This window comes from Actinoallomurus soli, assembly GCF_024055715.1.
Taxonomy (GTDB): domain Bacteria; phylum Actinomycetota; class Actinomycetes; order Streptosporangiales; family Streptosporangiaceae; genus Actinoallomurus; species Actinoallomurus soli.
This window is the reverse complement of the sequence record NZ_JAMXMV010000018.1, coordinates 74,123-98,286: the sequence shown is the minus strand read 5'-3', so window position 1 is coordinate 98,286 and position 24,164 is coordinate 74,123. Positions and strand designations below refer to the sequence as shown.

The following is a 24,164-nucleotide window of genomic DNA, read 5'->3' as shown; positions in this document are numbered from 1 at the left end:
CCCCCGGCCACCTCTGTCTTCTTGACCCGAGCGAGCGCTTGGTTTAGAACGTGTTTCAGACAAGGTGCCGCCCGAGGAGCGACGATGCCGATCGACATCATCACGCCGGAGATCTACGAGCGCGGAGGCTTCCCGGACGAAGGCTTCCGCCGGCTACGGCGGGAGGCGCCGGTCTACTGGCACGAGGATCCGGACGACGGCTCACCCGGCTTCTGGGCGGTGACCAAGTACGACGACGTGGTCCAGGTCTCCCGCCATCCGGAGCTGTTCTCCTCGTACGCCCGCACGTCGATGTTCGAGGAGTTCACCGACGACGACATCGCGCTGTACCGGCTGATGATGCTGTTCATGGACCCGCCGCAGCACACCAAGCAGCGCGGCTACGTGAACAAGGGTTTCACGCCGCGGATGATCAAGCAGCTCGAGGAGCACATCCGCGACGTGAGCCACCAGCTCATCGACGACGTGGTCGAGCGGGGGGAGGCGTGCTTCGTCCGCGACATCTCCGCGCCGTTCCCGCTGTACGTCATCTGCGAGCTCATCGGCGCGCCGGTGGAGGACCGCGAACGGCTCTTCGACTGGTCCAACGCCCTGATCGGCTTCGACGACCCCGACTACGGCACCTCCGCCGAGCACGCGCGCGACGTCTCGGCGCAGATCCTCACCTACGCCCATGAGCTGGCGGCCTACCGCCGGGAGCACCCCGGCGACGACATCGCGACCAAGCTGCTGCAGCCCGACGCCGACGGCCGGGTGCTCGGCGCGGACGAGTTCGCGATGTTCATCCTGCTGCTGATCATGGCGGGCAACGAGACCACGCGGAACGGCGCGTCCGGCGGCATGCTCACCTTCTTCCAGCACCCGGACCAGTGGCGGCGGCTGCGCGAGAACCGGGCCCTGCTCCGGACCACCGCCGACGAGATCGTGCGCTGGGTCAGCCCGGTCAACCTGTTCCGCCGCACGGCGATGCGCGACACCGAACTGCGCGGACAGCCGATCAAGGCCGGCGACAAGGTCGTCATCTTCTACCCCTCGGCCAACCGGGACGAGGACGTGTTCGACGACCCGTACGCCTTCGACATCGGCCGCGACCCGAACCCGCACATCGGCTTCGGCGGCGGCGGACCGCACTACTGCCTCGGGACGCACCTCGCGCGCCTGGAGCTGACCGTGCTGTTCGAGGTGCTCCTCGAACGCATGCCGGACATCGAGCAGGCCGGCGAGGCGCGGCGGCTGCGCTCGAACTTCATCAACGGCATCAAGGAGCTTCCGGTGCGGTTCACCCCGTCCGGACGACGTTGCTAGAACAGGTTTCACATTAGAACACGTTTCACTTATAGTGGACGCGGCATGCCGGCGCTCGGGCGGCCACCCCGGGCGGTCGGCATGCCGTCACGGAAGGAGCCGGATGGCCGCCACGGACAAGGACGTCTCGCTCGGGGGCAGGGTCGTCGCGGTGACCGGGGCCGGCGACGGCCTCGGCCGGGCGCACGCGCTCGAACTCGCCCGGCGGGGAGCGCGGCTGGTCCTGAACGACCTGCCCGGCGAGGCCGTCCGGCGGACCGCCGAGCTCGTACGGCGCGAGGGCGCCGAGGCGGTGGTCGCCGAGGGCGACGTCGCCGACTGGACGGCGGGCGAGGCGCTGCTCAAGACGGCACTGGAGGCGTACGGCACCTTCGACGTCCTGGTCAACAACGCGGGCATCACCCGGGACCGCATGATCTTCAACATGTCCGAGGCGGAGTGGGACGCCGTCGTGGCCGTCCACCTCAAGGGCCACTTCGTGATGGCGCGCCACGCGACGGCGTACTGGCGGGCCCGGTCCAAGGAGACGGGCGGCCCGGTCTACGCCCGGATCGTGAACACCGCGTCCGAGGCGTTCCTGCTCGGCTCGCCCGGCCAGCCGAACTACGCGGCGGCCAAGGGCGGAATCGCGGCGCTGACCCTGTCCATCGCCCAGTCGTGCGGCCGGTACGGCGTGCGCGCCAACGCGATCTGCCCGCGCGCCCGTACCGCGATGACGGCCGATGTCTTCGGCCCGGCGCCCGAGGACGGCGCAGACCCCCTGGCCCCGGAGCGCGTGTCCCCGCTGGTGGCCTACCTCGCCTCTCCCGCCGCCGAGGACGTCACCGGCCAGGTGTTCGTCACCTACGGCGGCACGGTCACGGTCCTGGCGCCGCCCACGGTGGCGCTGCGAGTGACCGGCTCGACCCCCGAGGCGCTCGCCGAGGCGCTGACCGGGCTTCCCGACGGAGGATTCCAGACAGCCGACCTTTGAGGGAGTCGTGGATGGACATCGACCTGGTCGACCCCGACCGGTACGCGAACGCCGGCATCCCGCACGATCGGCTCCGGTGGCTGCGCCACCACGACCCCGTCCACCGGCACCCCGGTGAACCGGACTTCTGGGCGGTCACCCGGTACGACGACGTCGTCCACGTCTCCCGGCATCCCGAGATCTTCTCCTCCTACCGCAGGCTCGCGCTGTTCCCCGAGCCGGCCGAGGAACATCTCGTCCTACAGCGGATGATGATGCTCAACCAGGACCCGCCGGAGCACACCCGCAAGCGGAGCATCGTGAACAAGGGGTTCACGCCGCGGGCGATCGGCCGGCTGGAGGACCACATCCGCGGGATCTGCCGGGGTCTCATCGACGAGGTCGCCCGCCGGGGCGAGGCGGACTTCGTCCGGGACGTCTCCGCTCCCCTCCCGCTGTACGTGATCTGCGAGCTGATCGGCGCGCCCGTCGAGGACCGGGAGAAGATCTTCGAGTGGTCGAACCGCCTGATCGGCGAGGACGACCCCGACCTGCGCTCGACGGAGGAGGAAGAGGGCGCCGCCGCGGCCGAGCTGTACGCCTACGCGAACGAGCTCGCCGAGCGCCGCCGGCAGGAGCCGCGGGACGACATCGTCACGACGTTACTGCGGCCGCACGACGGCCAGGAGCTGACGGTCGACGAGTTCGACCTGTTCATGATGCTCCTGATCGTGGCCGGGAACGAGACGACACGGAACGCCGCCTCCGGCGGCATGCTCGCGTTCTTCGAGCACCCGGACCAGTGGCACCGGCTCGTCGACGACCTGCGGAACGGCGGCGACCTGGCGCGTACGGCCGCCGACGAGATCGTGCGCTGGGTCAGCCCGGTCAACCTGTTCAAGCGCACGGCGACCCGCGACACCGAGCTGGGCGGCAAGGAGATCCGCGAGGGCGACAAGGTCGTGGTGTTCTACGCCTCGGCCAACCGGGACGAGGACGTCTTCGCCGACCCCTACGACTTCGACATCGGGCGTGATCCGAACCCGCACATCGGCTTCGGCGGCGGTGGCCCGCACTTCTGCCTGGGCTCCCACCTGGCGCGTCTCGAACTGCGCGTGCTGTTCGAGACCCTCGCCGAGCGGCTGCCCGGCATCGCCCTGGCGGGCGAGCCACGGCGGCAACGGTCCAACTTCATCAACGGCATCAAGGAGATGCCGGTCCGCTTCAGCGGATGATCTGGCGACGTGTCACCTGATGCGCCGAACGTGGCCTTCACCACCTTTTTAGACTCAATGGCTAATAGGGGGTCAGGCGTAATGGTTGTCAGGCTATGGTCTAACTTCACCAGCAGTGACACGTGCGGGAGGGGCAACGCGTGGGCGAGGTCGGCGAACCATTGCGCGTGGCCCTGCTCTCCTATCGGAGCAAACCGCACTGCGGCGGCCAAGGCGTGTACCTGCGGCACCTGACCCGTGAGCTGGCCGAGCTCGGGCACCGCGTCGTCGTCTTCTCCGGCCAGCCGTACCCGGAGCTGGACCGCGACGACATCCTGCTGCGCAAGGTCCCCAGCCTGGACCTGTACGCGGACGAGAACCCGTTCCGCACGCCCGCGCTGTCGGAGTACCGGGACTGGATCGACGTCCTGGAGTTCGCGCACATGAAGACCGGCGGCTTCCCCGAGCCGCTGACCTTCAGCCTGCGGGTGCTGCGCGAGCTGCGGAAGTACCGCGACTCGATCGACGTCGTCCACGACAACCAGGTGCTCGGCTACGGCAACCTCGCCATCCCCCGGATCGGCCTGCCCCTCGTCACCAGCATCCACCACCCGATCAGCGTGGACCGCCGGATCGAGATCGAGGCGGCCAAGACCGTCAAGGAGCGGTTCGGCAAGCGCCGCTGGTACGGGTTCGTGAACATGCAGGCGCGCGTCGCCCAGCGCATCGGCCCGATCCTCACCGTCTCCGAGTCGTCCAAGCACGACATCATCCGCGACTTCCAGGCCCCGCCCGAGCAGGTGCACATCCTGCCGCTCGGCGTCGACACCCGGTACTTCCACCCGCGCGGCGAACGCGTCCCCGGCCGCATCGTCGCCGTCGCCAGCGCCGACTCCCCGCTCAAGGGCGTCTCCACGCTGCTGCGCGCGGTCGCCAAGCTCGCCACCGAGCGGGACGTCCACGTCGTGATCGTGAGCAAGCCGAGGCCGGGCGGCCCGACCGACCAGCTCGTCGGCGAGCTGTCCCTCGGCGACCGCGTCCGGTTCGTCTCCGGGATCTCCGACGAGGAGCTCGGCGAGCTGCTGGCCAGTGCCGAGATCGCGGTCGTGCCCTCGCTGTACGAGGGGTTCTCCCTGCCCGCCGTCGAGCACATGGCCTCGGGCACCCCGCTCGTCGCCAGCCGTACGGGCGCGCTGCCCGAGGTGGTCGGCGACGCCGCGATCCTGGTCGAGCCCGGTGACGTCGAGGAGCTGGCGGGCGTGCTCGGCCGGCTGCACGACTCCCCGGAGGAACGCGAGCGGGTCGGCGCGGCGGGCTACACGCGCGTGCAGGAGCGGTTCACCTGGTCCGCCGTCGCGCGGGCCACCGTAGGCCACTACGAGGCCGCCATCGCCCGCCGCCGCGGGCGCCGCCCGGAAGGAGCTTGACCCTGCTGACCGTGGACTTCGACAGGTTCCGCGTGTCGCCCGGCGAGCACGTGCTCGACATGGGCTGCGGCGCGGGCCGGCACGCGTTCGAGCTGTACCGGCGCGGGGCGCACGTCGTCGCGTTCGACCGCGACGAGGCGGAGCTGGCCGAGGTGGCGAAGATGTTCGCCGCGATGGCCCTCGAAGGCGAGCCGCCCGAGGGCGCCTCGGCGCGGACCGTCACCGGCGACGCGCTGAGCCTGCCGTTCCCCGACGACACCTTCGACAAGATCGTCGCGGCGGAGGTGCTGGAGCACATCCCCGACGACATGGCGGCCATGGCCGAGCTGCTGCGGGTCCTCAAGCCCGGCGGCGAGCTCGCCGTCACCGTGCCGTCCTGGCTTCCCGAGCGCATCTGCTGGGCACTGTCGGAGGACTACCACACCGCCCCCGGCGGGCACGTGCGCATCTACACCCGCGCCGAGCTGGAGGCCAAGCTCAAGTCGACCGGCTTCGAGGTCGGCGGTCACCACTACGCCCACGGCCTGCACGCGCCGTACTGGTGGATCAAGTGCGCGGTGGGCGTGAACAACGACGGCCACCCGCTCGCCAAGGCGTACCACCAGGTGCTCGTCTGGGACATCATGAAGCGGCCGCTCGCCACCCGGCTCGCCGAGCGCGTGCTCAACCCCGTGATCGGCAAGAGCGTCGTCGTCTACTTCACCAAGCCCACCGTCGCCGCTGCGGAGGACCAGGAGCAGGCGCATGCGGCGGCCTGAGGCCGTACCCGGAATCCTGACCGCAGACGAAATCCTCGCCACCGCCCGCAGCATCGCCGCCCAGCAGGAGCCCTCGGGCGCCATCCCCTGGTTCGCGCCGACCGGTGGCGTACCCGGCCACGTCGACGCCTGGAACCACGTCGAGGCGGCGATGGCGCTGTCGATCGCCGGCCTGTGCGCCGAGTCGCGGCGCGCGTACGAGTGGCTGCGCGCGAACCAGCGCGAGGACGGCTCCTGGCCCGCCAAGTGGGTCCTGGGCGAGGTCACCGAGCCCGGCGGCGAGTCGAACCACGCCGCGTACATCGCCGTGGGCGTCTGGCACGAGCTGCTGCTCACCGGCGACCAGGAATTTGCCGAGCGCATGTGGCCGGCCGTCCGGCGGGCGATCGAGTTCGCGCTCGGCCTGCAGACGGCGCGCGGTGAGATCATCTGGATCCGCCATCCGGACGGCTCTCCCGACGACCACGCGCTCCTCACGGGCTGCTCGTCGATCCACCAGTCGCTGCGCTGCGCCGTCGCCCTGGCCGAGCGCCTCGGCGAGCCCCAGCCGGACTGGGAGCTCGCCGCCGACCAGCTCGGCCACGTCGTCGCCGCCCACCCGGAGGCGTTCGCCGACAAGAGCCGCTTCTCGATGGACTGGTACTACCCCGTCCTCGGCGGCCCGCTGCGCGGCCCCGCGGCGTACCGCCGGATCGACGAGGGCTGGGAGACGTTCGTGGCCGACGGTCTCGGCTGCCGGTGCGTCTCCGACCAGCCGTGGGTGACCGGCGCGGAGTCGTGCGAGCTCGTGCTCGCCCTCGACGCGATGGGCGACACCGCCCGCGCCCGCGCGCTGTTCGCCACCATCCAGCACCTGCGGCACGAGGACGGGTCGTACTGGACCGGCTGGCAGTTCGCCAACCGGCGCCACTTCCCCGGCGACCGCTCCACCTACACGGCCGCCGCCGTCATCCTCGCGGCGGACGCCCTCGCCGGCGCCTCCCCCGCCGCCCGCCTGTTCAAGGAGATCGACGGCCGCCCGCTCGGCCCGTCCGAGCCCGCCGACCCGGTCGCCTGCGGCTGCGAGTCCCTGGCCGAGGCGCTGAACTAGGCCCTGTCGGCGAACTCCGTGATCAGCTTGGCGAGCTCGGCGGGCCGCTCGGCGACCATCGCGTGGCTCGCGCCCTGGACCCGTACGACGCGCAGCGCTGGGTTCGCCTCCGCCGCCTCGGCGAGGCGCCGCTCGAACCCGCGCCGGTACGCGGCGTACAGCTCCTGGAACGGCCGCTGCTCCGGCAGGTCGTCGGTCGCGACGGCCACCAGCAGCGGGCATCGCACCGCACGGTAGACCGGGATGACGTCGAGCGTGTCCATCGCCGTACGGAGGCCGGCGAGAACGTCCGGCGACGGCCGCATCCAGGTCCGCCCGTCGCGGGCCACGAGGTTGCGCCGGAAGCCGTCCGCCGCCGGCTCCTCGGGCGCGCCGACCCGCCGCGCCATCGCCCGCCGCCCCTCGACAGCGGCCTCGACCTCCTCGGGCGCCAGCGGCCTGGCGTACACGGCTGCCATCCCGTCGAAGGCGGCCCGCAGCCGGTCGATCTCCGCCTCGGCGTCGGCCGTATCGAGCCCGTCGAGCTGCTCCGGCCGGGCAGGCGGCGGCGTACCGTCGATGCTCACCGCCATCGGGCAGTCCGGATGCCGCTCGGCCCACAGCGCCGCCAGCATGCCGCCCAGCGACCAGCCGACGACGGCGGGCTCCCCGAGGTCCAGATCGGCCGTGACCGTCTCGAGGTCGTCGAGCACCGCGGCCCATTCCCACGGCCCGTCCTCGGACCGGCCGTGCCCGCGCAGGTCCACCGTCACAACGCGGAACCGCGGGGACAGCTCCCGCGCGAGCGCGGCCACGCTCACCAGGTTCGCGCCGGCCCCGTGCAGCAGGAGCAGTGGCGCTCCGGGCCCGCCGGAGTCCTCGGTCGCCAGACGAACGGCCATGGGATTCCTCTCAAGAGGTCGAGGACCGCCGGTTCAGGCGGTCGCGTACGGACTCGGGCGTCACGCCGCCCTCCGGGTGGCGTTCGAGCTTTCCCCGGGTCACCAGGTCGTGGACGCCCTGCCGGGTGATGCCGAGCATCGCCCCCGCCACCGAGTACGAGACGGCGCGCGCGAAGGGATGCCCGACCCGGCGGACGACGACCTGCCCCAGCGGCGTCCGCCACCAGTCGGCGGGCGGGTCGAACGGCTCGTCACCGGGATAGAGCGTCGCCATCATCCGCGCGATCGTGTGCGTCGCGGTCTGCTCATCGCCGTCGATCATCCGGTCGGCCCAGCCCGCCGCCCGCTCCCGCACCGAGCGCCGCAACACGCCGACGGCGTCGTCACCGTCGAGAAGGATCTCCAGCGGATCGAGCAACCGCACTTCGATGATCCGGACCAGTTGGTCGATGAGCTCCCTGCGGATGACCGGCTCCTCTCACAGTCCAGCATCACTTGACGCCCATCGTCCAGTACTTGGCAGCCCACGTCAAGTACGAGGAAACGGGTTGCCCGGATACCGCCGATACCAGCAGCATCGGCCCTTATGCGGGTCGAGGAGCTGGTTCGGTTGGAGGAAGACGGTGGGCTGCCGGAGATGCTGTTGTTCTGGGGGCATCGGCCGCCGAAGGGCGGAGGCGTCGGGAAGGGCTGCCTGAGCCAGTGGTATCCGGCGCCGTTCACGGTGGACGGCGTGCGGTACGCGACCGCCGAGCACTCCATGATGGCGGGTAAGGCGCGGCTGTTCGGGGACGCCGAGGCGGAGGAGCGCGTGCTCGCCGACGACGACCCGGCCAAGGCCAAGAGCGCCGGGCGCAGGGTGCGCGGGTTCGACGAGGACGTCTGGGCCGAGCACCGGTACGGGCTCGTGGTGGCGGCGAACACGGCGAAGTTCGGGCAGCATCCGCCGCTGCGCGACTTCCTGCTGGCCACGGGCGATCGGGTGCTCGTGGAGGCCAGCCCGTACGACACCGTCTGGGGCATCGGGCTGTCGGCGTCGCAACCGGAGGCGTCCCGGCCGTCGGAGTGGCGTGGGCTCAACCTGCTCGGGTTCGCGCTGATGGACGTTCGCACCGCTCTGCGCGGATGACCGGTGCCTCGCGCCCTCGGCCGGTCCTCTCCGGTTTCCCGGCGAGGACCGGCCGTCGCTCTGCGGATGCCGTGCAGGCGGAATTCTGCTCAGCTGGGGTAGAAGCCGATGAGGTTCTTGCCGCCCTTCGAGATCGCGGTCCAGGACGAGCTCAGCGAGGAGTGGTGGAAGGTGTTGTCCGCCGGGTCCCACCAGTACAGCTGCTTGCCGTGGGAATCGGAGTGGTAGCCGTAGATGACCATGGCGTGGCCGGTCTTGTCGTTCCAGTGCGGCGTCCACGGCTTCGCGCCCGCCAGCACCCGGGCGACGACCGCGTGCTTCTTGGTGCCGATGTCGTAGGTGACCGCGTTCCAGACGAAGTTCGCGGACGTGGGGTGGAGGTTCTGATAGTAGGAACCGCGATGAATGACGGCGTTGATGCCGATCGCGATCCAGGCGGTGCCGGTCCCATTCGGCGCCTTGGTGTGCATGGCCTTGGCGACCGTGTTCTGACTGGGCAGGGAGCTCTTCGGCATCCACGTCGACGCGACGGCGCGCCCGGCGGCCGGCGCACAGTAGTAGGACTTCGACTGCTCCTGCGTGACCAATTTGACCGTCTTCGTGACCGCGGCCGCCGACACGGTGCCGGCGGGGCGCGCCGCAGCGGGCGCGGACGAAGAGGTGACGGGCGCGGAGGTGGCGGACGCGGATGAGGTGGCGGGCGCGGATGAGGTGGCGGACGCTTGGGCACCGGTCGCGACCGCGAGAAGAAGCGGCGGCGTGAGGGCGACGGCGGAGGCGAGTACACGAACCTTGGCCACGAGGGCCCCTTTCGGGGGGTTCAAAGGTGGGGTAATGGACCGGTCCGGGTGATCAGTATTGGGTCCTGTCGTCGCCGCAGAAAGGGCCGGGGGCCCTATTTCGCATTGGGTCGCAGGGCCCACCGGCGGTCCCACCGGTCGCGCCGCTTCGCGCGGATGGCCGGTCCCGGAGCGCCGCAGCGTCGATAATGATCGGGTTCCCGTCGATCGATGGCGGGCCCAGCTCCGATCGACCCCCATTCGGAGGACGGATGACGGCCGCACTGCTCCCGAGCGATCCGACGCGGCTGGGCGCGTACACGGTGACCGCGCGTCTCGGTGAGGGCGGCCAGGGGGTGGTCTATCTCGGGGCGGACGCGGCCGGGCGGCAGGTGGCGATCAAGCTGCTGCGCGCGCAGCTGAGCGGGGACGCCCGGGCGCGTTCACGGTTCGTCCGTGAGCTGTCGGCGGCCGAGCGGGTTCCCGGGTTCTGCACGGCGCCGGTGATCGACGCGAACGTCGCCGGCGACCAGCCGTACATCGTCAGCGAGTTCGTGCCCGGCCCGGCGCTGCAGGACGTGACGTGCCCGTTGCCGGAGCCCGAGCTGTTGCGGCTGGCCATCGGCACCGCCACCGCCCTGACCGCCGTCCACCAGGCCGGGATCGTGCACCGGGACTTCAAGCCCGCCAACGTGATCATGGGTCCCGGCGGGCCGCGGGTCATCGACTTCGGCATCGCGCGGGTGCTGGACTCCGACGTCACGATGACGAGCCAGGTCGTCGGCACGCCGGCCTACATGGCGCCGGAGCAGCTCACGGCCGGTCCGATCGGGTCGGCCGCGGACATGTTCGCGTGGGGTCTGACGATGGTGTTCGCGGCGACGGGGCGCCGGGCCTTCGCGGGCGACTCGGTGCCGTCGGTGATGAACGCCATCCTGCACGGCGTCCCGGACCTGCGCGGGCTGCCGCCCTGGCTGGGCGGCCTCGTCGCCGCCTGCCTGGAGAAGGACCCGCGGCGCCGGCCGACCGCCGTCCAGGCGCTGCTGCACCTGCTGGGCGCCCCACCCGGTGCTCCGCAGGGCGACGTGCGAACGCTGCTGACCCAGGGAGCGGCGGCCGCGACCCGCCACGGCGCGCCGCCGTTCCAGGCCGCACCGATGCGGACACCGGCGCGCGGCGTTCCGCCGCTCGCGGCACTCGGTGTGGTGCTCGGCGTGCTGGCGAACTCGCTCACCGCGAGCGGGGTGAATCTCGCCCTCCCCATCATCCAGCGGGACCTGGGTGCGACACTCGCCGGCCTGACCTGGGTGGCGAACGCCTATCTGCTCGGGCTCGCGCTCAGCGTCGTCGCCGGCGGATGGCTCGCCGACCGGTTCGGGCGCAAGAGGCTGTTCGTCATCGGTACGGCCGCGTGCGCGGTGGCCACGCTCCTCGCGCTCCTCTCACCCGCCCTCGGCGTGCTGATCGTGCTGCGGGGTGCGGCAGGGGTGGCGGCGGGCCTGGCTCTGCCGGCCGGTCTGGGGCTCGTCCGCGAGGCCTTCTCCGGGAGAAGGCTGATCGTCGTCACCGGCGTCTGGGGCGCCGTGGCCGGCAGTACGGCGCTGGCCGGGGTGTTCGTCGCATGGCCGGTGATCGAACAGGTCGCGTGGCGTTGGGTGTTCGTCCTCCCGGCGGTGCTGGGCGTCCTCGCCGCCGTCATCGTCCTGGTCGCCGGCCGCGAGTCGCGCGGTGACGCGTCCGCGTCGTTCAGCCTGCCCGGGATGGTCTTCCTGTCGGCGGCGCTGTTCGTCCTGACCTTCGCGGTGGTCCGCGTCCAGGAGTCGGCCGGTGTCGTGACGGGCGTCCTGCTGGCCGGGGCCGCGCTGCTGGTCGGGATCTTCTGGATCGTGGAGTCGCAGATCCGGCGCGGTCGCCCTCCGATCCTGCTGGCCTCGCCCTCGCTGCCGGCGGCGATCGGCCTGTCGGCGGTCGGCTTCGCGGGGCTGAACGGCCTGTACATGCTCCTGGCGGTCTACCTGCAGACGGTCGGCCGCATGGCGCCGCTGAAGGCGGCGATCGCCACGCTGCCGATGACGCTGGCGTACGTCGTCGGCGCGGCGATCGCGGCCGCCGTCGGCGGCCGGGTGGGCCCTCGGCCGCCGCTCGTGATCGGGCTGCTGCTGACCATGGCCGCGGCGTTCGGCCTGTCCCTGCTCGGGCGCGACTTCTCCTACGCGTCCGTGGTGCCGTGGCTTCCGTTCGCCGGGCTCGGCCTCGGGCTCGTGATCCCCACCGCGGCCGCCGCCGTGCTCGGGCACGCGCCCGTACGCCTCGGGGGCGCCGCCGCCGGGCTGCACCAGGGCGGGCAGCTCCTCGGGGGCGCCGTCGGGACGTCCGTCTTCTACGCCCTGGCCCTACCCACCGACCTGGCCCCCTTCCGGGACCCGCGGGCGCTCCTGGTGGCCCGGATGCACACCCAGCTCGTCGTCATCGGCGCGATCACGCTGGTCACCGCGGCGTTCGCGGTGTTCGTACGGCGCGCGGAGCCGTGACCGGTCAGGACGCCGTGCGTTCGAGGACGCGGAGGGAGCCCTCGACGCGGCGTTCGGTCCACTGCCCGGTGGCCAGGGCGCGCCGGTAGACGCGATACGGCGCCTGCCCCCCGTCGGCCGGGTCGGGGAAGATGTCGTGGAAGACGAGGGCGCCGCCCGGTATGACGTGCGGTGACCAGCCGTCATAGTCGGCCTGCGCGAGGTCCTCGGCGTGGCCGCCGTCGATGAAGACCATGGCGAGCGGCCTGCCCCACAGCGCCGCGACGGTGCCGGACTCGCCGACCACCGCGACGACGTGGTCCTCCAGGCCGGCGGCGGCGATCGTACGCCGGAAGACGGGGAGCGTGTCCATCCGGCCCGTGGTCGGGTCGACGAGGGACGGGTCGTGGTACTCCCAGCCGGCCTGGTTCTCCTCCGAGCCGTGGTGATGGTCGACGGTCACGACCGTGGAGCCGGCCGTACGGGCGGCGGCGCCGAGGTAGACGGCCGACTTGCCGCAGTAGGTGCCGACCTCCAGGATCGGGCCGCGCGGGCCGTACTCCAGCGCGGTCTCGTACAGCGCGATGCCCTCGGGGACGGGCATGAAGCCCTTCGCCGCCTCGGCGACACGGCGCAGGTCGGGCGGCATGGGCGCGTGGTTCGTCGCCTGGCTGGTCACGCCCGGCACCCTACCCGCCGCCGCCCGGCCGCTCCCCATCCGACTCGATCGATCCCGGTTCGACCAAGGTGACCCACGTCACGTAGAGATCATGTAATCGTTTCCATACACTCCCATGTAATCGTTTCCATCACGCACCGAACAGGAGGCCCGATGGCCGGCATCAAGGACGTCGCCGCACACGCGGGCGTCTCCGTCGCCACGGTGTCACGGGTGCTCAACGACAGCCCCAGGGTCAGCGAGGAGACTCGCGACAAGGTCCAGGCCGCGATGCGGGCGCTGCGCTACCGGCCGAACGCCGTCGCCCGCTCGCTGCGCACCGAGGCCACCCAGACGCTCGGGCTCATCATCGGCGACATCCTGAACCCGTTCTTCGCCGTCCTGGCGCGGGCGGTCGAGGACGAGGCGCGTGCGGCCGGCTACACCGTCGTCATCGGCAACGCCGACGAGCGGCCCGAGCAGCAGGACCACTACGTGCGCACGCTCCTGGAGCAGCGCGTGGACGGCCTGCTGATCTGCCCGACGGCGGAGATCACCCCGCTCGTCGAGGACTGCGTGCGCTCCGGCGCCCCGGTCGTCTTCCTCGACCGCACACTCCCCGGCCTGGAGGTGCCCTCCGTGCGCGCCGACGGGACGGAGGCCATCCACGACCTGGTCCGGCACATCCACCGGCTCGGCCGCCGGCGGATCGCGTTCATCTCCGGGCCGGAGCTGCTGTCCACCGGACGGGAGCGCACGCGGGCCTTCCACGACGCGATGCGCGCGTGCGGCCTGGACGTCCCCGGCCGGTACGTCGAGGCGGGCGACTTCCAGGCGGCCAGCGGGCGGGCCATCGCCGCCCGGTTCCTCGACCTGTCCGAACCCCCCGAAGTGATCTTCGCGGGAGACAACCTGATGGCGCTCGGCGCCCTGGACGAGATCCGGTCGCGCGGGCTGCGGATCCCCGACGACGTCGCCCTGGCCTCCTTCGACGACGTGGCGTGGTTCGCGCACCTCGACCCGCCGCTCACCGCGATCGCGCAGCCCGCCGAAGAGCTCGGGCGCCGCGCGGTGCGCGTGCTCCTGGACCGCGTCGAGGGCCACCCCGTCGAGTCGGTCGTCCTGCCGGCCCGGCTCGTGATCCGCCGCTCCTGCGGAGAAACGGAGACGAAATGACAGAGGAGATCCTGCGGGTACGCGGCCTGCGCAAGCGGTTCCCCGGGGTCGTGGCGCTCGACGGCGTCGACTTCGACCTGCGCCCCGGCGAGGTGCACGTCCTCCTCGGCGAGAACGGCGCGGGCAAGAGCACGCTGATCAAGATGCTGTCCGGCGCGTACCACCCGGACGAGGGCACGATCTACGTCGACGGCCGGGAGACCGCGATCCGCACCGCCGAGGACGCCCAGCACCTCGGCATCGCCACGATCTACCAGGAGTTCAACCTGGTACCGCAGCTCACCGTGGCGGAGAACCTCATGCTCGGCCGGCCGCCCCGCCGCTTCGGCATCGTCGACAAGAAGGCGATGTACCGCCACGCCGGCGAGTTGCTCGACCGGGTCGGCGTGGACGCCGACCCCCGCGCGCCGCTGGAGAGCCTCGGCATCGCCCGGATGCAGATGGTGGAGATCGCCAAGGCACTCGGCCTCCGGGCCCGGGTCCTGATCATGGACGAGCCGACCGCCGTGCTCACGACCTCCGAGGTGGAGCGGCTGTTCACGATCGTCCGCCAGCTCAAGCGGCAGGGCGTGGCGATCGTCTTCATCACCCACCACCTGGAGGAGATCGCCCAGATCGGCGACCGGGTCACGGTGCTGCGGGACGGCGCCTCGGTCGCCGAGGTGCCCGCCGACACGCCCGAGGACGAGCTCGTACGGCTGATGGTCGGCCGCTCCATCGAGCAGCAGTACCCGCGGGAACGTTCCACCCAGGGCGCTCCGCTGCTGGAGGTCCGGAACCTCACCCGCGAGGGCGTCTTCGAGGACGTGTCCTTCGAGGTGCGCGCCGGCGAGGTGGTCGGCCTGGCCGGCCTGGTCGGCGCGGGCCGTACGGAGGTGGTCCGGGCGATCTTCGGCGCGGACCCGTACGACTCGGGCGAGGTCCTGGTCGACGGGCGGCCGCTGCCACGCGGCAAGGTCACCGCCGCGATGGAGGCCGGCCTCGGCCTCGTGCCCGAGGATCGCAAGGGCCAGGGGCTCGTCCTCGGCGCGAACATCCGGGAGAACCTCGGCCTCGTGACGATGCGCCGCGCCACGAAGGCGGGGTTCGTCGACCGCGCCGGGCAGGCCAAGGCCGCCGCCCGCGTCGCCGAGCAGCTCGGCGTGCGGATGAGCGGCCTCGGCCAGGAGGTCCGCACGCTGTCCGGCGGCAACCAGCAGAAGGTCGTCATCGGCAAGTGGCTGCTGGCCGACGCGAAGGTCCTCATCCTCGACGAGCCGACCCGGGGCATCGACGTCGGCGCCAAGGTCGAGATCTACCAGCTCATCAACTCGCTGACCGCCACCGGGCACGCGGTGCTCATGATCTCCAGCGACCTCCCGGAGGTGCTGGGCATGAGCGACCGGCTGCTCGTGATGGCGCGCGGCAGGCTCGCCGGCGAGCTCAGCGCCGCCGAAGCGACCCAGGACTCGGTGATGGCACTCGCCGTCGGCGAATTGGAGGAAACAGCATGACGACCGGAACGCTGCGGCTGCGCAAGGGCAGCGCCGTACTGAGCGAGAACGGCTCGCTCCTCGGGCTCGTCGTCCTGGTCGTCGCCCTGACCCTGCTGTCCGGCGACTTCCTGACGGTCACGAACCTGCTCAACGTCGGCGTCCAGGCGGCGGTCACCGCGATCCTCGCCTTCGGCCAGACGTTCGTCATCATCACGAGCGGCATCGACCTGTCGGTCGGCGCGGTCGCGGCCCTGTCGGCGGTCGTGCTCGCCTGGACCGCCACGAGCCATGGCATGCCCTGGCCGCTGGCCACCGGCTTCGCGCTGATCGTCGGCATCGCGTGCGGACTGGTGAACGGCGTGCTGATCACCTACGGGAAGCTGCCGCCGTTCATCGCCACGCTCGCCATGCAGGGCGTGGCGCGCGGCCTCGGCCTCGTCATCTCCCAGGGCAGCCCGATCGCCCTGCCGGACTCGGTGTCGCACCTCGGTGACACGATCGGCAGCTACCTGCCGGTGCCGGTGATCGTGATGATCGTGATGGGCGTCATCACCGCGGTCGTGCTGAACCGGACGTACTCCGGGCGCGCGATGTACGCGATCGGCGGCAACGAGGAGGCCGCCCGGTTGTCCGGGATCAAGGTCACCCGGCAGAAGCTGGTCACCTACGCCCTGGCGGGTGGGTTCGCGGCCGTCGCCGGCATCGTCCTGGCCAGCCGGCTCGCCTCGGCCCAGCCGCAGGCCGCCGCCGGCTACGAGCTGGACGCGATCGCCGCCGTCGTCATCGGCGGGGCGAGCCTGTCCGGTGGCAAGGGCAAGGCCCTCGGCACCTTCGTCGGCGCGCTCATCCTCGCCGTGCTCCGCAACGGCCTGAACCTCCTGTCCGTCTCCGCCTTCTGGCAGCAGGTCGTGATCGGGGTCGTCATCGCGCTCGCGGTGCTCCTCGACACGCTGCGCCGCCGCCAGGCCCGCTGAAGAAACACATCGAAAGGTCTCACCACCATGCAGTTCATCAAGCCGGCCGCGGTCGCGGCCGCCGGTGCGGTCCTCGCCCTCGGCCTCACGGCCTGCAACAACGGCGGCGGTTCGTCCTCCGGCGGCGGGGGCGACATCAAGATCGGCCTGTCCGTCTCGACGCTGAACAACCCGTACTTCGTGCAGCTGCGCCAGGGCGCCGAGGCGGAGGCGAAGAAGGAGGGCGTCAAGATCACCACGACGGACGCCCAGAACGACGCCTCCCAGCAGGTCAACCAGGTTCAGAACTTCGTCAGCCAGAGCATGAAGGCGATCATCCTGAACCCGGTCGACTCCGCGGCCGCCGCGCCGGCCGCCAAGGCCGCCGACCGCGCCAAAATTCCCGTGGTCGCCGCCGACCGCGGCGTCGACGGCGCGACCGTCACCCAGACCGTCGCCTCCGACAACGTCGCCGGCGGCAAGCTGGCCGCCCAGGAGCTCGGCAAGGCGCTCGGCGGCAAGGGCAAGGTCGCCGTTCTCCAGGGCACCGCGGGCACGTCGGCCGCCAACGACCGGCAGAAGGGCTTCGAGGAGGGCATCAAGGCGTTCCCCGGCATCCAGGTCGTCGCCCAGCAGCCCGCCGACTTCGACCGGACCAAGGGCCTGGACGTCATGACCAACATCGTGCAGGCGCACTCCGACATCACCGGGGTGTTCGCGGCCAACGACGAGATGGCGCTGGGCGCGATCAAGGCGCTGGGCGCGAAGGCCGGCAAGCAGGTCAAGGTCATCGGCTTCGACGGCACCCCGGACGGGCTCAAGGCCATCCAGGCCGGCACGCTCACCGCCGACGTCGCCCAGCAGCCGGTGCTCCTCGGCCAGATGGCCGTGCAGGCCGCCGTGAAGGCCGCGAAGGGCGACAAGATCGACGCTACCGTGGCGGTCCCCGTCAAGGTGGCCACGAAGGACAACGTGGCTCAGTTCACGAACGGATCCTGAATGCCGGACAAGACCTACGACGTGCTGGTCGTCGGCTCGGTCAACGCGGACCTCGTGGTCCGCGTCGACCGGCGCCCGGCGGCCGGGGAGACCGTGCTGGGCTCGGACCTGGCCACCTACCCGGGCGGCAAGGGGGCCAACCAGGCCGTCGCCGCCGCCCGGCTGGGCGGCCGGGTGGCGTTCCTCGGCCGCGCCGGCACCGACGGGCAGGGCGACTTCCTGCGGGACGCCCTGCGCGGCGACGGCGTGGACATCACCCACCTGATCACCACGCCGGGCCCGAGCGGGGTCGCGCTGATCACGGTGGGCCCCGAGGGCGACAACAGCATCATCGTGTCCCCCGGCGCGAACGGCCGCGTCACCGAGGAGGACGTGACGGCGGCCGGACCGCTGTTCGCCGCCGCGTCGGTGGTCTCGCTGCAGATGGAGGTGCCGCTCGACGCGGTGCTCGCCGCCGCGCGCGCCGCCGAAGGGGCCGGCGCGCGAGTGGTGTTCAACCTGTCGCCGCCCGCCGCCGTTCCGGACGAGCTCCTCGCGCTCTGTGACCCCCTGGTGGTCAACGAGCACGAGGCCGCCTTCCTCGGGGCGAGCGACCCCGCGGGCCTGCTCGCACGCGGCCCGCGCTCGGTCGTCATCACCAAGGGCGCGGACGGCGCGGTCGTCGCGGACGGCGACGGCGTCATCGAGGTGCCCAGCCCGCGCGTCGAGGCGGTCGACACGACAGGAGCCGGGGACGCGTTCACCGGTGCCCTGTCCTGGCGGCTGGCGCGGGGCGACGATCTTGCGGAGGCCGCGCGGTTCGCCGCGCGCGTCGGAGCCGCCGCCGTACGGGTCGCGGGGGCGCAGAGCTCCTTCCCGAGGCCGGCCGATCTGGAGGACTAGGTGAAACGCGGGGGAATTCTGAACGGCGCCCTTTCCGGCGCCCTGGCCCGGCTGGGCCACACCGACCAGGTGCTGATCTGCGACAGCGGGATGCCGATCCCGGCCGACGCGGACGTGGTGGACCTGGCCTTCACACTCGGCGTCCCCGGCTTCGCCGAGGTGCTGGACGGGATCCTGGCGGAGCTGGTCGTCGAGGGCGCGGTCGCGGCGGAGGAGGTCGTGGGCGGCAATCCGGAGTGCCACGCCCTGCTCGACGACCGGCTGCCCGCCCTCACGTACGTCCCGCACGAGGAGCTGAAGCTGCTCGCGCACGCGGTCAAGCTGGTCGTACGGACCGGGGAGGCGACCCCGTACGCGAACGTCATCCTCCGGTGCGGCGTCGCGTTCTGACCGCTTCCGACCCGCTCGGGACGGCGGCACCGGCCGGCGGCGCCCGCCTCCCGGCCGACGCCGCCCGCCGTCATCCCGGCCGACGGCTCGCGTGATCCGGCCGAGGGCGGCCGTCGCCCTCCGGGCGCACTTGCCCGCACTTACTGAAACGTGTTCTACTTTCTCGCGTGAGTCAGCGTTCCCGTGTCGCCATGACGGACGACGAGGTCGCCGCGCTCCTGAGGGAGCAGAAGAAGCTGCAGCTGGCGACCATCAACCGCGACGGCAGCCCCCATCTCGTGACCATGTTCTACGGCCTGGTCGACGACAAGATCGCCTTCTGGACCTACCGGACGTCGCGCAAGGCGCACAACCTGCGCCGCGACCCCCGGGTGACCTGTCTCATCGAGACGGGCGAGGACTACTTCGAGCTGCGCGGGCTGATGATGTACGGCACGGTGCGGGCCCTTACCGAACCGAACGACATTCGGTATGTTGGCTGCGAAGTGGTCCGCCGGATGATGGACCTGAAGGACGATGACGCCATCGCCTCGCTCGTCGACCAGACCGCGGCCAAGCGGCACGCGTACATCGTCGAGCCGACGGGCGTCGCGTCCTGGGACCATCGCAAGCTCACCTGAGCGAGGAGCCATGGAAGTACGAGTCGATCCGCTGGTCTGCGAGGCCAACGGCGTGTGCGTGGGCCTGGTGCCCGAGGTGTTCGACCTCGACGACGACGACGTCCTGCACATCGTCGAGCCGCATCCGCCCGCCGAGCTGCTCGACCGCGTCCGGCATGCCGTGCGTTCCTGCCCCAAGGCCGCGCTGACCCTCGAGGAGTAGCCCCGGCGCCCACGGCGCCGGCCGCGTCCGGCGCCCGCCCGGTGCCAGCACGTCCGGCGCCCGCCCGGGGCGCCGTATCGTCGGCCGGCGCTCCCCGTCGGCCCTGCCATGGAGGTGTGCACGGTGCGAGCCGCGGTCCTACGTCAGGTCGGCGACGAAGAGGTCGAGCTGCGCGACGACGCCACGACGACCGAGACCGGTCCCGACCAGGTGAAGGTCAGGGTACGGGCGACCGGCGTCTGCCACTCCGACCTGTCCGTCCTGACGGGCGTGCTGCCCATGCCGATCCCCTGCGTCATCGGGCACGAGGGCGCCGGCGAGGTCGTCGAGGTGGGCGAGCACGTCACGAACGTCGGGCCCGGCGACCACGTCGTCATCAACTGGACGCCGGACTGCGGCACCTGCGCCGAGTGCGTCCGCGGCGAGCCGTACCTGTGCATGACCTTCATCGCGCAGACGTTCGGGGACCCGAGGTTCCGGCTGGGCGGCGACGCCCCGGCATACGGGATGGCCGGTTGCGGCACCTGGGCCGAGGAGCTCGTCGTGCCCTGGCAGGGCGTCGTCAAGGTGGCCGAGGACGTGCCGTTCGAGTACGCCGCGCTGCTCGGCTGCGGCATCCCGACCGGCGTCGGCGCGGTGTTCAACACGGCGAAGGTACGGCCCGGCTCGAAGGTCGCCGTCGTCGGCGCGGGCGGCGTCGGCCTGTCGGTGATCCAGGGCGCCCGGATCGCGGGCGCGGCGACGATCCTGGCGATCGACCCGAACGAGTCCAAGCACCCGATCGCCAAGCAGTTCGGCGCCACCCACACGGCCACGCTCGACGACCTGCAGGAGGTCAACGGCCTGCTGACCGGCGGCCAGGGCTTCGACTACGTCTTCGAGGTCGTCGGCAAGGCGGCGGCCATCGAGACGGCCTGGCGGACCACCCGGCGTGGGGGCGACGTCATCGTGGTGGGCGCGGGCGCGACGGACGACACCTTCCAGATGAGCGCGTTCTCGCTGCTGTTCGAGGGCAAGAACCTCAAGTCCTCGCTGTACGGCGGGAGCGACCTCAGGCGCGACATCCCGCTCTTCGTCGACCTGTGGCGCAGCGGCAGGCTGGACATCGAGGGCCTGATCACGCGGCGCATCCGGTTCGAGGACCTCAACGACGCCATGGCGACGCTGCGGCGCGGCGACGCGATCCGCCAGGTCGTCGTCTTCGACTAGAGAGGCGAAAAGGGGCGGCCGACGGGCGCTGCCCGGCCGCCGGCCGCCCCGCCGCGACCCCGGTGCTCCCTGACCCTGTGGGGAGCGGGGTCGCGCCGTGATGAGGTGTCCCGGACCGGGACGCCGGTCACCCATGCGCGGTGACTCACCTGCTTCATCGCTGCGAGTGGCGAATTCGCTACACACTTTCCGGCCATCGTCAGCAGGCGGAAGTTTCATTTGCCGCATATCGGGCATCTGGCGGGCGTTCAGCCCGGAACCAGGAGGCTCCAATGCGAATAAGGGGCGGCATCAGCTTCGTCGGCCTGATTTACATATTGATCGGGATCTTCGTGGCCTGGGACCACGACTACATCACGGTCGGCCTGCTCAAGCGCGTCGTCAGCGCCATACTGGCGATCTTCCTCTGGGTCCTCATTCTCCTCGGCGTCGACCTGCACGTCAGCTGACGCCCCCGGAAACGCCATTGCGGCCGCCCTTCGTACGAAGGGCGGCCGCAATGGCGTTCTCATGCAACCGAATCGCCTTTCGGTCGGTCCGGGATCAGGGAATCGGCGTCCGCCAAAGGGTCGGCACGTCCCCGGACGCGTCCCCGGTGAATCCGACCGCGACCAGCGTGCCGCCGACGACGGTCAGCCCGGCGAGCCGCTGCGTGCCGAGCCCGTCCAGCCCCAGGCCGTGCGGCCGCGACGACCGCCAGGTGCGACCGTCCGGCGAGGTCCACAGCACCACGTCCGAACCGGCCGCGCCGGCCAGGACGAACCCGTGCGCCGTCGCCGTCGCCGCCGTCACCGCCGTGCCCTGCCCCGCGCCGGGCAGGGAGACGGGCTGCCACGTCCGGCCGCCGTCCGCCGAGACCACGGCGAAGGCCGCGGATCCCGGAGCGCCCGCCGCCGGCGGGCCGGTGACGCCCGCCGCGCCGGTGACGCCGGTCGCGACCAGCACCCCGCCCCGCGCCACGACCGAGGTCAGCGAGCCCGCGGGGGCGCCCTGCGGGAGCGCCGGCGCCGTCGGGGACAGCGCCCACTTCTTCCCGTCCGGCGAGGTCCAGACCGCCGGCTGCGCGGTCTTGTTCTTGGTCTGGCCGCCGACCGCCACGAATCCGGCCGGGCCCGCCGCGACGTCGGCGGTCCACTTGGGCGCGTCCCCGGTGCCGGTCAGGTCGCCCTTCTCCGCGCCACCGGCCCAGGTCCAGTTCTTCAGGTCTGTGGAGTACCAGGCCGCGGCGCTCGTGTCACCGTTCCGGCCGACGATGACGTACGTCCCGGTGTTCGCCGTCGCGGCCACCGTGGTGAGGCCCGAGCCGCCGAACGTCTTCCCGCCCGGCACGGCCTGCCACGACCCGCCGTCCGCGGACATGAGCGTGAGCGGACGGCCTCCGGCCCGCCCGATCGCGAGCCAGCCCGCGGCCCCGTGCACGACGTCGGTGAGCTGCCGGGGAGGCGTTCCGGCCGGGAGCGCGGCGCGGGTCCACGCCGAGCCGTCCGGCGAGGTCCACAGTGCGGCGTCACCGTTCGAACCGCCGACCGCCATGACGCGGCCGGCGTCGGCGACCACGTCGGTGAGCGTGAGCTCGGGGTGGACGGCGCCCGGGATCGCGCCGAGGTTGACGTCGCCGACTCCGGCGACGGTGAGGTACGCGTCGCTCGTCCCGGTCCGTCCGGTGACCACCGCGCCGGCCGTCGCCGGCGCGACGTCGGTGAGGGTCCGGCCCGGCGGGACGTCGCCGGTGCGCTGCCAGCTCTTGCCGTCGGCGCTCGTCAGCACGGCCGTCTTGCCGCCGCCCACCGGCACCAGGGCGGCCAGGCCGTTGTCCGCGCCGCGCAGGGCGCCCAGGTGGGAGTAGCCGTCCGTGCCGAGCCGGCCCACCGCCGCCCAGGTCTGGCCGTCGGCGGAGCCGAAGATGACGGCGTACGACGTCGTGCGGCGGTGCTTCTTCGACCCGGTGGTCTGCGATCCCTCGCGGGCGGCGAACAGGCCCGAGCGCGTGCTCACGAGCGCCGTGACGTCGCCGGACGACCCCTGGGCCTGCGGGATCGTGACCGGCGCCCAGGTGCGCCCGGAGTCGGGCGACCGCCAGACGGCCTCCCGGTCGGCGGTCCGGGTGACCTTCCGCTTCTTCTTCTTGACCTTCTTGGTGACCGTCTCCGTGGTCCGCAGCGTCCCTTCGACGACCACCGTGTCGCCGAACGCGGCGGCGGAGGAGACGCCGATCAGGGTGCCGCCCTTCTGCTGCGTGAGCTGTCCCGGGCCCACCCGCGTCCAGGAGCGCCCGTCGCGGGAGGTCCAGACGACCCCCTGCGTGCCACCGCCCTGCGTGGCGCCCGTCCCGACCGCGACGAACCCCGAACCCGTGCGGACCAGACGATTGATCTTGTCGCCGGGAGCGAACGCGCCGACGACCGCCGCGTGCGTCCACGTCCGGGCGTCGCGGCTCGTCCACGAGACCACGCCCTGCGCGGTGACGCCGAGCGCCGCCCACCCGCGGGTGTTCCCGGCGAGGAACTGCGGATACTCCCCCGGCGGCGGATCGCCGCCGTCGGCCCCGCGCACCCGTGCCACCTGCCAGGTGCGGCCGCCGTCGGCGGAGGTCAGGAACTGCGCGCGCGAGTAGACGCCGCCCTGCTCCGAGCCGATGGCCACGACGGCGCCACCCGCCGCGACCACGGCGGTGAGCGCGTGCGACCGGCCGCTCGTCTTGGCCGCCGGGTCCGGGGTGAAGAGACGGTCGGCGGCCACGGGCACCGGCGCGGCCGGCTTCTTCGGCGCGTCGCCGCCCGTGCCGAACAGGGCGTACGCGCCTCCGCCGAGGACGACGACGACCGCGGCCGCGATGGCGACGGGCCGGATCGGCACCTGGGGCAGGCGGCGCGTCCGCGTCGGCGGGGCCCACGGCTCACCGTCCGCCGTCCCGCCCGGCGGCGCGGCCGGAGGCACCGGAGCGAGAGGAGGCACCGGGGCGGCGGGCGGCGCCGGGGGCGAGGCCGGAGGAGCCGCGGGCGGAACGGCCGCGGCCGCGACGGCGGCCGTGGGCCGCGGCGCGGTGCTCGCCGCGTTCGGATACGCCGCGGCGCTGGCCGCGACGGGGACGCTGGCGGGCGCCGGCGGGCGCCGTTCCGGCTCGGCGCGGCTCCAGTCGATTCCGGCCCGGTGCCACACGGCGTTGGAACGCTGCCAGGGCGAGGAGTTCGGCACGCCGCGGACGCGGCGGCCGTCCGAGGCCGCGTCCGCCGCCTCCGCGAGCCGCTCGCTGATGCGGCGGCGCTCGTCGCGGCCGGAGCGCCGGGGAGTGCCCGGCCGGGGGTGATTCTGGGCGGGGCGGACGGCACTGCCGCCGAAAGGCTCCCCGGGGGGCGCTCCGCTACCGGTCGTGGTCACGCTCACCTCTTGTTGAAGACCATTCGTGCAAGGACCTATCAAACCGCTATTCGGCCCGCAACGGGGGGCGGAGACGAGACCGTTCCGGTGGGAATTTCATCTCCGAACGGGCCGTCACCGGCCCGTTCCCGTACGTCGGCGACCGCTTGCAGGCCGTCGTCACCATCGGGTCATAGA

The 24,164-nt window shown here is 72.2% G+C and carries 23 protein-coding genes; 18 read left to right on the top strand and 5 right to left on the bottom strand.

Annotation, left to right across the window (positions count from 1 at the left end; translation table 11 throughout):
* The first annotated feature begins 84 nt into the window (after positions 1-84).
* From NDW01_RS33160 to NDW01_RS33135, 6 genes are all read left to right on the top strand, one after another.
* On the top strand, positions 85-1,305 hold the full coding sequence (locus NDW01_RS33160) for a cytochrome P450 (RefSeq protein WP_252828285.1): 1,221 nt from the start codon (positions 85-87) through the stop codon (positions 1,303-1,305).
* Positions 1,306-1,408: 103 nt separating this feature from the next.
* Positions 1,409-2,278 carry an SDR family NAD(P)-dependent oxidoreductase gene (locus NDW01_RS33155; RefSeq protein WP_252828284.1) on the top strand — a complete coding sequence of 290 codons (870 nt, stop codon included), beginning with the start codon at positions 1,409-1,411 and terminating at the stop codon, positions 2,276-2,278.
* Positions 2,279-2,289: 11 nt separating this feature from the next.
* Positions 2,290-3,492 (top strand): cytochrome P450, encoded by a 1,203-nt coding sequence (locus NDW01_RS33150; RefSeq protein WP_252828283.1) that lies wholly within the window; start codon positions 2,290-2,292, stop codon positions 3,490-3,492.
* A 140-nt stretch (positions 3,493-3,632) separates the two neighbouring features.
* The gene (locus NDW01_RS33145; protein WP_252828282.1) at positions 3,633-4,898 is read left to right on the top strand and encodes a glycosyltransferase family 4 protein; all 1,266 of its coding nucleotides are present in this window, start codon (positions 3,633-3,635) and stop codon (positions 4,896-4,898) included.
* Between the two features lie 2 nt (positions 4,899-4,900).
* Positions 4,901-5,656 (top strand): class I SAM-dependent methyltransferase, encoded by a 756-nt coding sequence (locus NDW01_RS33140; protein WP_252828351.1) that lies wholly within the window; start codon positions 4,901-4,903, stop codon positions 5,654-5,656.
* The gene (locus NDW01_RS33135) at positions 5,643-6,746 is read left to right on the top strand and encodes a prenyltransferase (protein WP_252828281.1); all 1,104 of its coding nucleotides are present in this window, start codon (positions 5,643-5,645) and stop codon (positions 6,744-6,746) included. Before NDW01_RS33140 ends, NDW01_RS33135 begins: the two co-directional genes overlap by 14 nt.
* On the opposite strand, the gene NDW01_RS33130 is transcribed toward NDW01_RS33135, so the two are convergent.
* Together NDW01_RS33130 and NDW01_RS33125 are read right to left on the bottom strand one after the other, a co-directional pair.
* Positions 6,743-7,627, bottom strand: a complete 885-nt coding sequence (locus NDW01_RS33130) for an alpha/beta fold hydrolase (protein ID WP_252828280.1) — start codon at positions 7,625-7,627, stop codon at positions 6,743-6,745. The two genes, NDW01_RS33135 and NDW01_RS33130, sit on opposite strands and share 4 nt — an antisense overlap.
* Before the next feature lie 10 nt (positions 7,628-7,637).
* The gene (locus NDW01_RS33125; protein ID WP_252828279.1) at positions 7,638-8,051 is read right to left on the bottom strand and encodes a hypothetical protein; all 414 of its coding nucleotides are present in this window, start codon (positions 8,049-8,051) and stop codon (positions 7,638-7,640) included.
* A gap of 162 nt (positions 8,052-8,213) precedes the next feature.
* On the opposite strand from NDW01_RS33125, the gene NDW01_RS33120 reads away from it, so the two are divergent.
* On the top strand, positions 8,214-8,756 hold the full coding sequence (locus NDW01_RS33120; protein ID WP_252828278.1) for an NADAR family protein: 543 nt from the start codon (positions 8,214-8,216) through the stop codon (positions 8,754-8,756).
* 89 nt (positions 8,757-8,845) lie between these two features.
* Here the strand turns inward: NDW01_RS33120 and NDW01_RS33115 are convergent, their stop codons facing one another.
* A complete protein-coding gene (locus tag NDW01_RS33115; protein WP_252828277.1) occupies positions 8,846-9,556 on the bottom strand; it encodes a C39 family peptidase in 711 nt (236 codons plus the stop codon).
* 251 nt (positions 9,557-9,807) lie between these two features.
* Between NDW01_RS33115 and NDW01_RS33110 the strand changes: the two genes are divergently transcribed.
* A complete protein-coding gene (locus NDW01_RS33110; RefSeq protein ID WP_252828276.1) occupies positions 9,808-12,066 on the top strand; it encodes an MDR family MFS transporter in 2,259 nt (752 codons plus the stop codon).
* Positions 12,067-12,070: 4 nt separating this feature from the next.
* On the opposite strand, the gene NDW01_RS33105 is transcribed toward NDW01_RS33110, so the two are convergent.
* The gene (locus NDW01_RS33105) at positions 12,071-12,694 is read right to left on the bottom strand and encodes a class I SAM-dependent methyltransferase (RefSeq protein WP_252828350.1); all 624 of its coding nucleotides are present in this window, start codon (positions 12,692-12,694) and stop codon (positions 12,071-12,073) included.
* A gap of 183 nt (positions 12,695-12,877) precedes the next feature.
* Between NDW01_RS33105 and NDW01_RS33100 the strand changes: the two genes are divergently transcribed.
* The 10 genes from NDW01_RS33100 to NDW01_RS33055 all read left to right on the top strand — a co-directional run bounded on the left by NDW01_RS33100 (position 12,878) and on the right by NDW01_RS33055 (position 21,058).
* Entirely contained in the window at positions 12,878-13,879 is a 1,002-nt protein-coding gene (locus NDW01_RS33100; protein ID WP_252828275.1) for a LacI family DNA-binding transcriptional regulator, read from the top strand.
* Positions 13,876-15,372 carry a sugar ABC transporter ATP-binding protein gene (locus tag NDW01_RS33095; RefSeq protein WP_252828274.1) on the top strand — a complete coding sequence of 499 codons (1,497 nt, stop codon included), beginning with the start codon at positions 13,876-13,878 and terminating at the stop codon, positions 15,370-15,372. The genes NDW01_RS33100 and NDW01_RS33095 overlap by 4 nt, the downstream gene beginning before the upstream one ends.
* Complete coding sequence (locus tag NDW01_RS33090; RefSeq protein ID WP_252775711.1) at positions 15,369-16,328, top strand: ABC transporter permease; 960 nt, start codon at positions 15,369-15,371, stop codon at positions 16,326-16,328. The genes NDW01_RS33095 and NDW01_RS33090 overlap by 4 nt, the downstream gene beginning before the upstream one ends.
* A 27-nt stretch (positions 16,329-16,355) precedes the next feature.
* Complete coding sequence (locus NDW01_RS33085) at positions 16,356-17,306, top strand: substrate-binding domain-containing protein (RefSeq protein ID WP_252828273.1); 951 nt, start codon at positions 16,356-16,358, stop codon at positions 17,304-17,306.
* The gene (locus tag NDW01_RS33080) at positions 17,307-18,188 is read left to right on the top strand and encodes a ribokinase (protein WP_252828272.1); all 882 of its coding nucleotides are present in this window, start codon (positions 17,307-17,309) and stop codon (positions 18,186-18,188) included. It abuts the gene before it with no gap.
* Positions 18,189-18,578, top strand: coding sequence for a D-ribose pyranase (gene rbsD / locus NDW01_RS33075; RefSeq protein ID WP_252828271.1), 390 nt, complete (start codon positions 18,189-18,191; stop codon positions 18,576-18,578).
* 167 nt (positions 18,579-18,745) lie between these two features.
* Positions 18,746-19,198 (top strand): pyridoxamine 5'-phosphate oxidase family protein, encoded by a 453-nt coding sequence (locus NDW01_RS33070; RefSeq protein ID WP_252828270.1) that lies wholly within the window; start codon positions 18,746-18,748, stop codon positions 19,196-19,198.
* A gap of 10 nt (positions 19,199-19,208) precedes the next feature.
* On the top strand, positions 19,209-19,400 hold the full coding sequence (locus NDW01_RS33065; protein WP_252809494.1) for a ferredoxin: 192 nt from the start codon (positions 19,209-19,211) through the stop codon (positions 19,398-19,400).
* Positions 19,401-19,523: 123 nt separating this feature from the next.
* On the top strand, positions 19,524-20,609 hold the full coding sequence (locus tag NDW01_RS33060; protein WP_252828269.1) for a Zn-dependent alcohol dehydrogenase: 1,086 nt from the start codon (positions 19,524-19,526) through the stop codon (positions 20,607-20,609).
* 272 nt (positions 20,610-20,881) lie between these two features.
* The gene (locus NDW01_RS33055; RefSeq protein ID WP_252775698.1) at positions 20,882-21,058 is read left to right on the top strand and encodes a hypothetical protein; all 177 of its coding nucleotides are present in this window, start codon (positions 20,882-20,884) and stop codon (positions 21,056-21,058) included.
* A gap of 94 nt (positions 21,059-21,152) precedes the next feature.
* Here NDW01_RS33055 and NDW01_RS33050 read toward each other — a convergent pair whose 3' ends face one another.
* The gene (locus tag NDW01_RS33050; RefSeq protein ID WP_252828268.1) at positions 21,153-23,987 is read right to left on the bottom strand and encodes a hypothetical protein; all 2,835 of its coding nucleotides are present in this window, start codon (positions 23,985-23,987) and stop codon (positions 21,153-21,155) included.
* Positions 23,988-24,164: the final 177 nt, after the last annotated feature.

What these genes read in the sequence shown, in the direction of transcription:
- NDW01_RS33160 (WP_252828285.1), top strand. Translation starts at nt 85, where the DNA reads ATGCCGATCGACATCATCACGCCGGAGATCTACGAGCGCGGAGGCTTC.
- NDW01_RS33155 (WP_252828284.1), top strand. Translation starts at nt 1,409, where the DNA reads ATGGCCGCCACGGACAAGGACGTCTCGCTCGGGGGCAGGGTCGTCGCG.
- NDW01_RS33150 (WP_252828283.1), top strand. Translation starts at nt 2,290, where the DNA reads ATGGACATCGACCTGGTCGACCCCGACCGGTACGCGAACGCCGGCATC.
- NDW01_RS33135 (WP_252828281.1), top strand. Translation starts at nt 5,643, where the DNA reads ATGCGGCGGCCTGAGGCCGTACCCGGAATCCTGACCGCAGACGAAATC.
- NDW01_RS33130 (WP_252828280.1), bottom strand. Translation starts at nt 7,627, where the DNA reads ATGGCCGTTCGTCTGGCGACCGAGGACTCCGGCGGGCCCGGAGCGCCA.
- NDW01_RS33120 (WP_252828278.1), top strand. Translation starts at nt 8,214, where the DNA reads ATGCGGGTCGAGGAGCTGGTTCGGTTGGAGGAAGACGGTGGGCTGCCG.
- NDW01_RS33110 (WP_252828276.1), top strand. Translation starts at nt 9,808, where the DNA reads ATGACGGCCGCACTGCTCCCGAGCGATCCGACGCGGCTGGGCGCGTAC.
- NDW01_RS33105 (WP_252828350.1), bottom strand. Translation starts at nt 12,694, where the DNA reads ATGCCGCCCGACCTGCGCCGTGTCGCCGAGGCGGCGAAGGGCTTCATG.
- NDW01_RS33100 (WP_252828275.1), top strand. Translation starts at nt 12,878, where the DNA reads ATGGCCGGCATCAAGGACGTCGCCGCACACGCGGGCGTCTCCGTCGCC.
- NDW01_RS33095 (WP_252828274.1), top strand. Translation starts at nt 13,876, where the DNA reads ATGACAGAGGAGATCCTGCGGGTACGCGGCCTGCGCAAGCGGTTCCCC.
- NDW01_RS33090 (WP_252775711.1), top strand. Translation starts at nt 15,369, where the DNA reads ATGACGACCGGAACGCTGCGGCTGCGCAAGGGCAGCGCCGTACTGAGC.
- NDW01_RS33085 (WP_252828273.1), top strand. Translation starts at nt 16,356, where the DNA reads ATGCAGTTCATCAAGCCGGCCGCGGTCGCGGCCGCCGGTGCGGTCCTC.
- NDW01_RS33080 (WP_252828272.1), top strand. Translation starts at nt 17,307, where the DNA reads ATGCCGGACAAGACCTACGACGTGCTGGTCGTCGGCTCGGTCAACGCG.
- NDW01_RS33065 (WP_252809494.1), top strand. Translation starts at nt 19,209, where the DNA reads ATGGAAGTACGAGTCGATCCGCTGGTCTGCGAGGCCAACGGCGTGTGC.
- NDW01_RS33055 (WP_252775698.1), top strand. Translation starts at nt 20,882, where the DNA reads ATGCGAATAAGGGGCGGCATCAGCTTCGTCGGCCTGATTTACATATTG.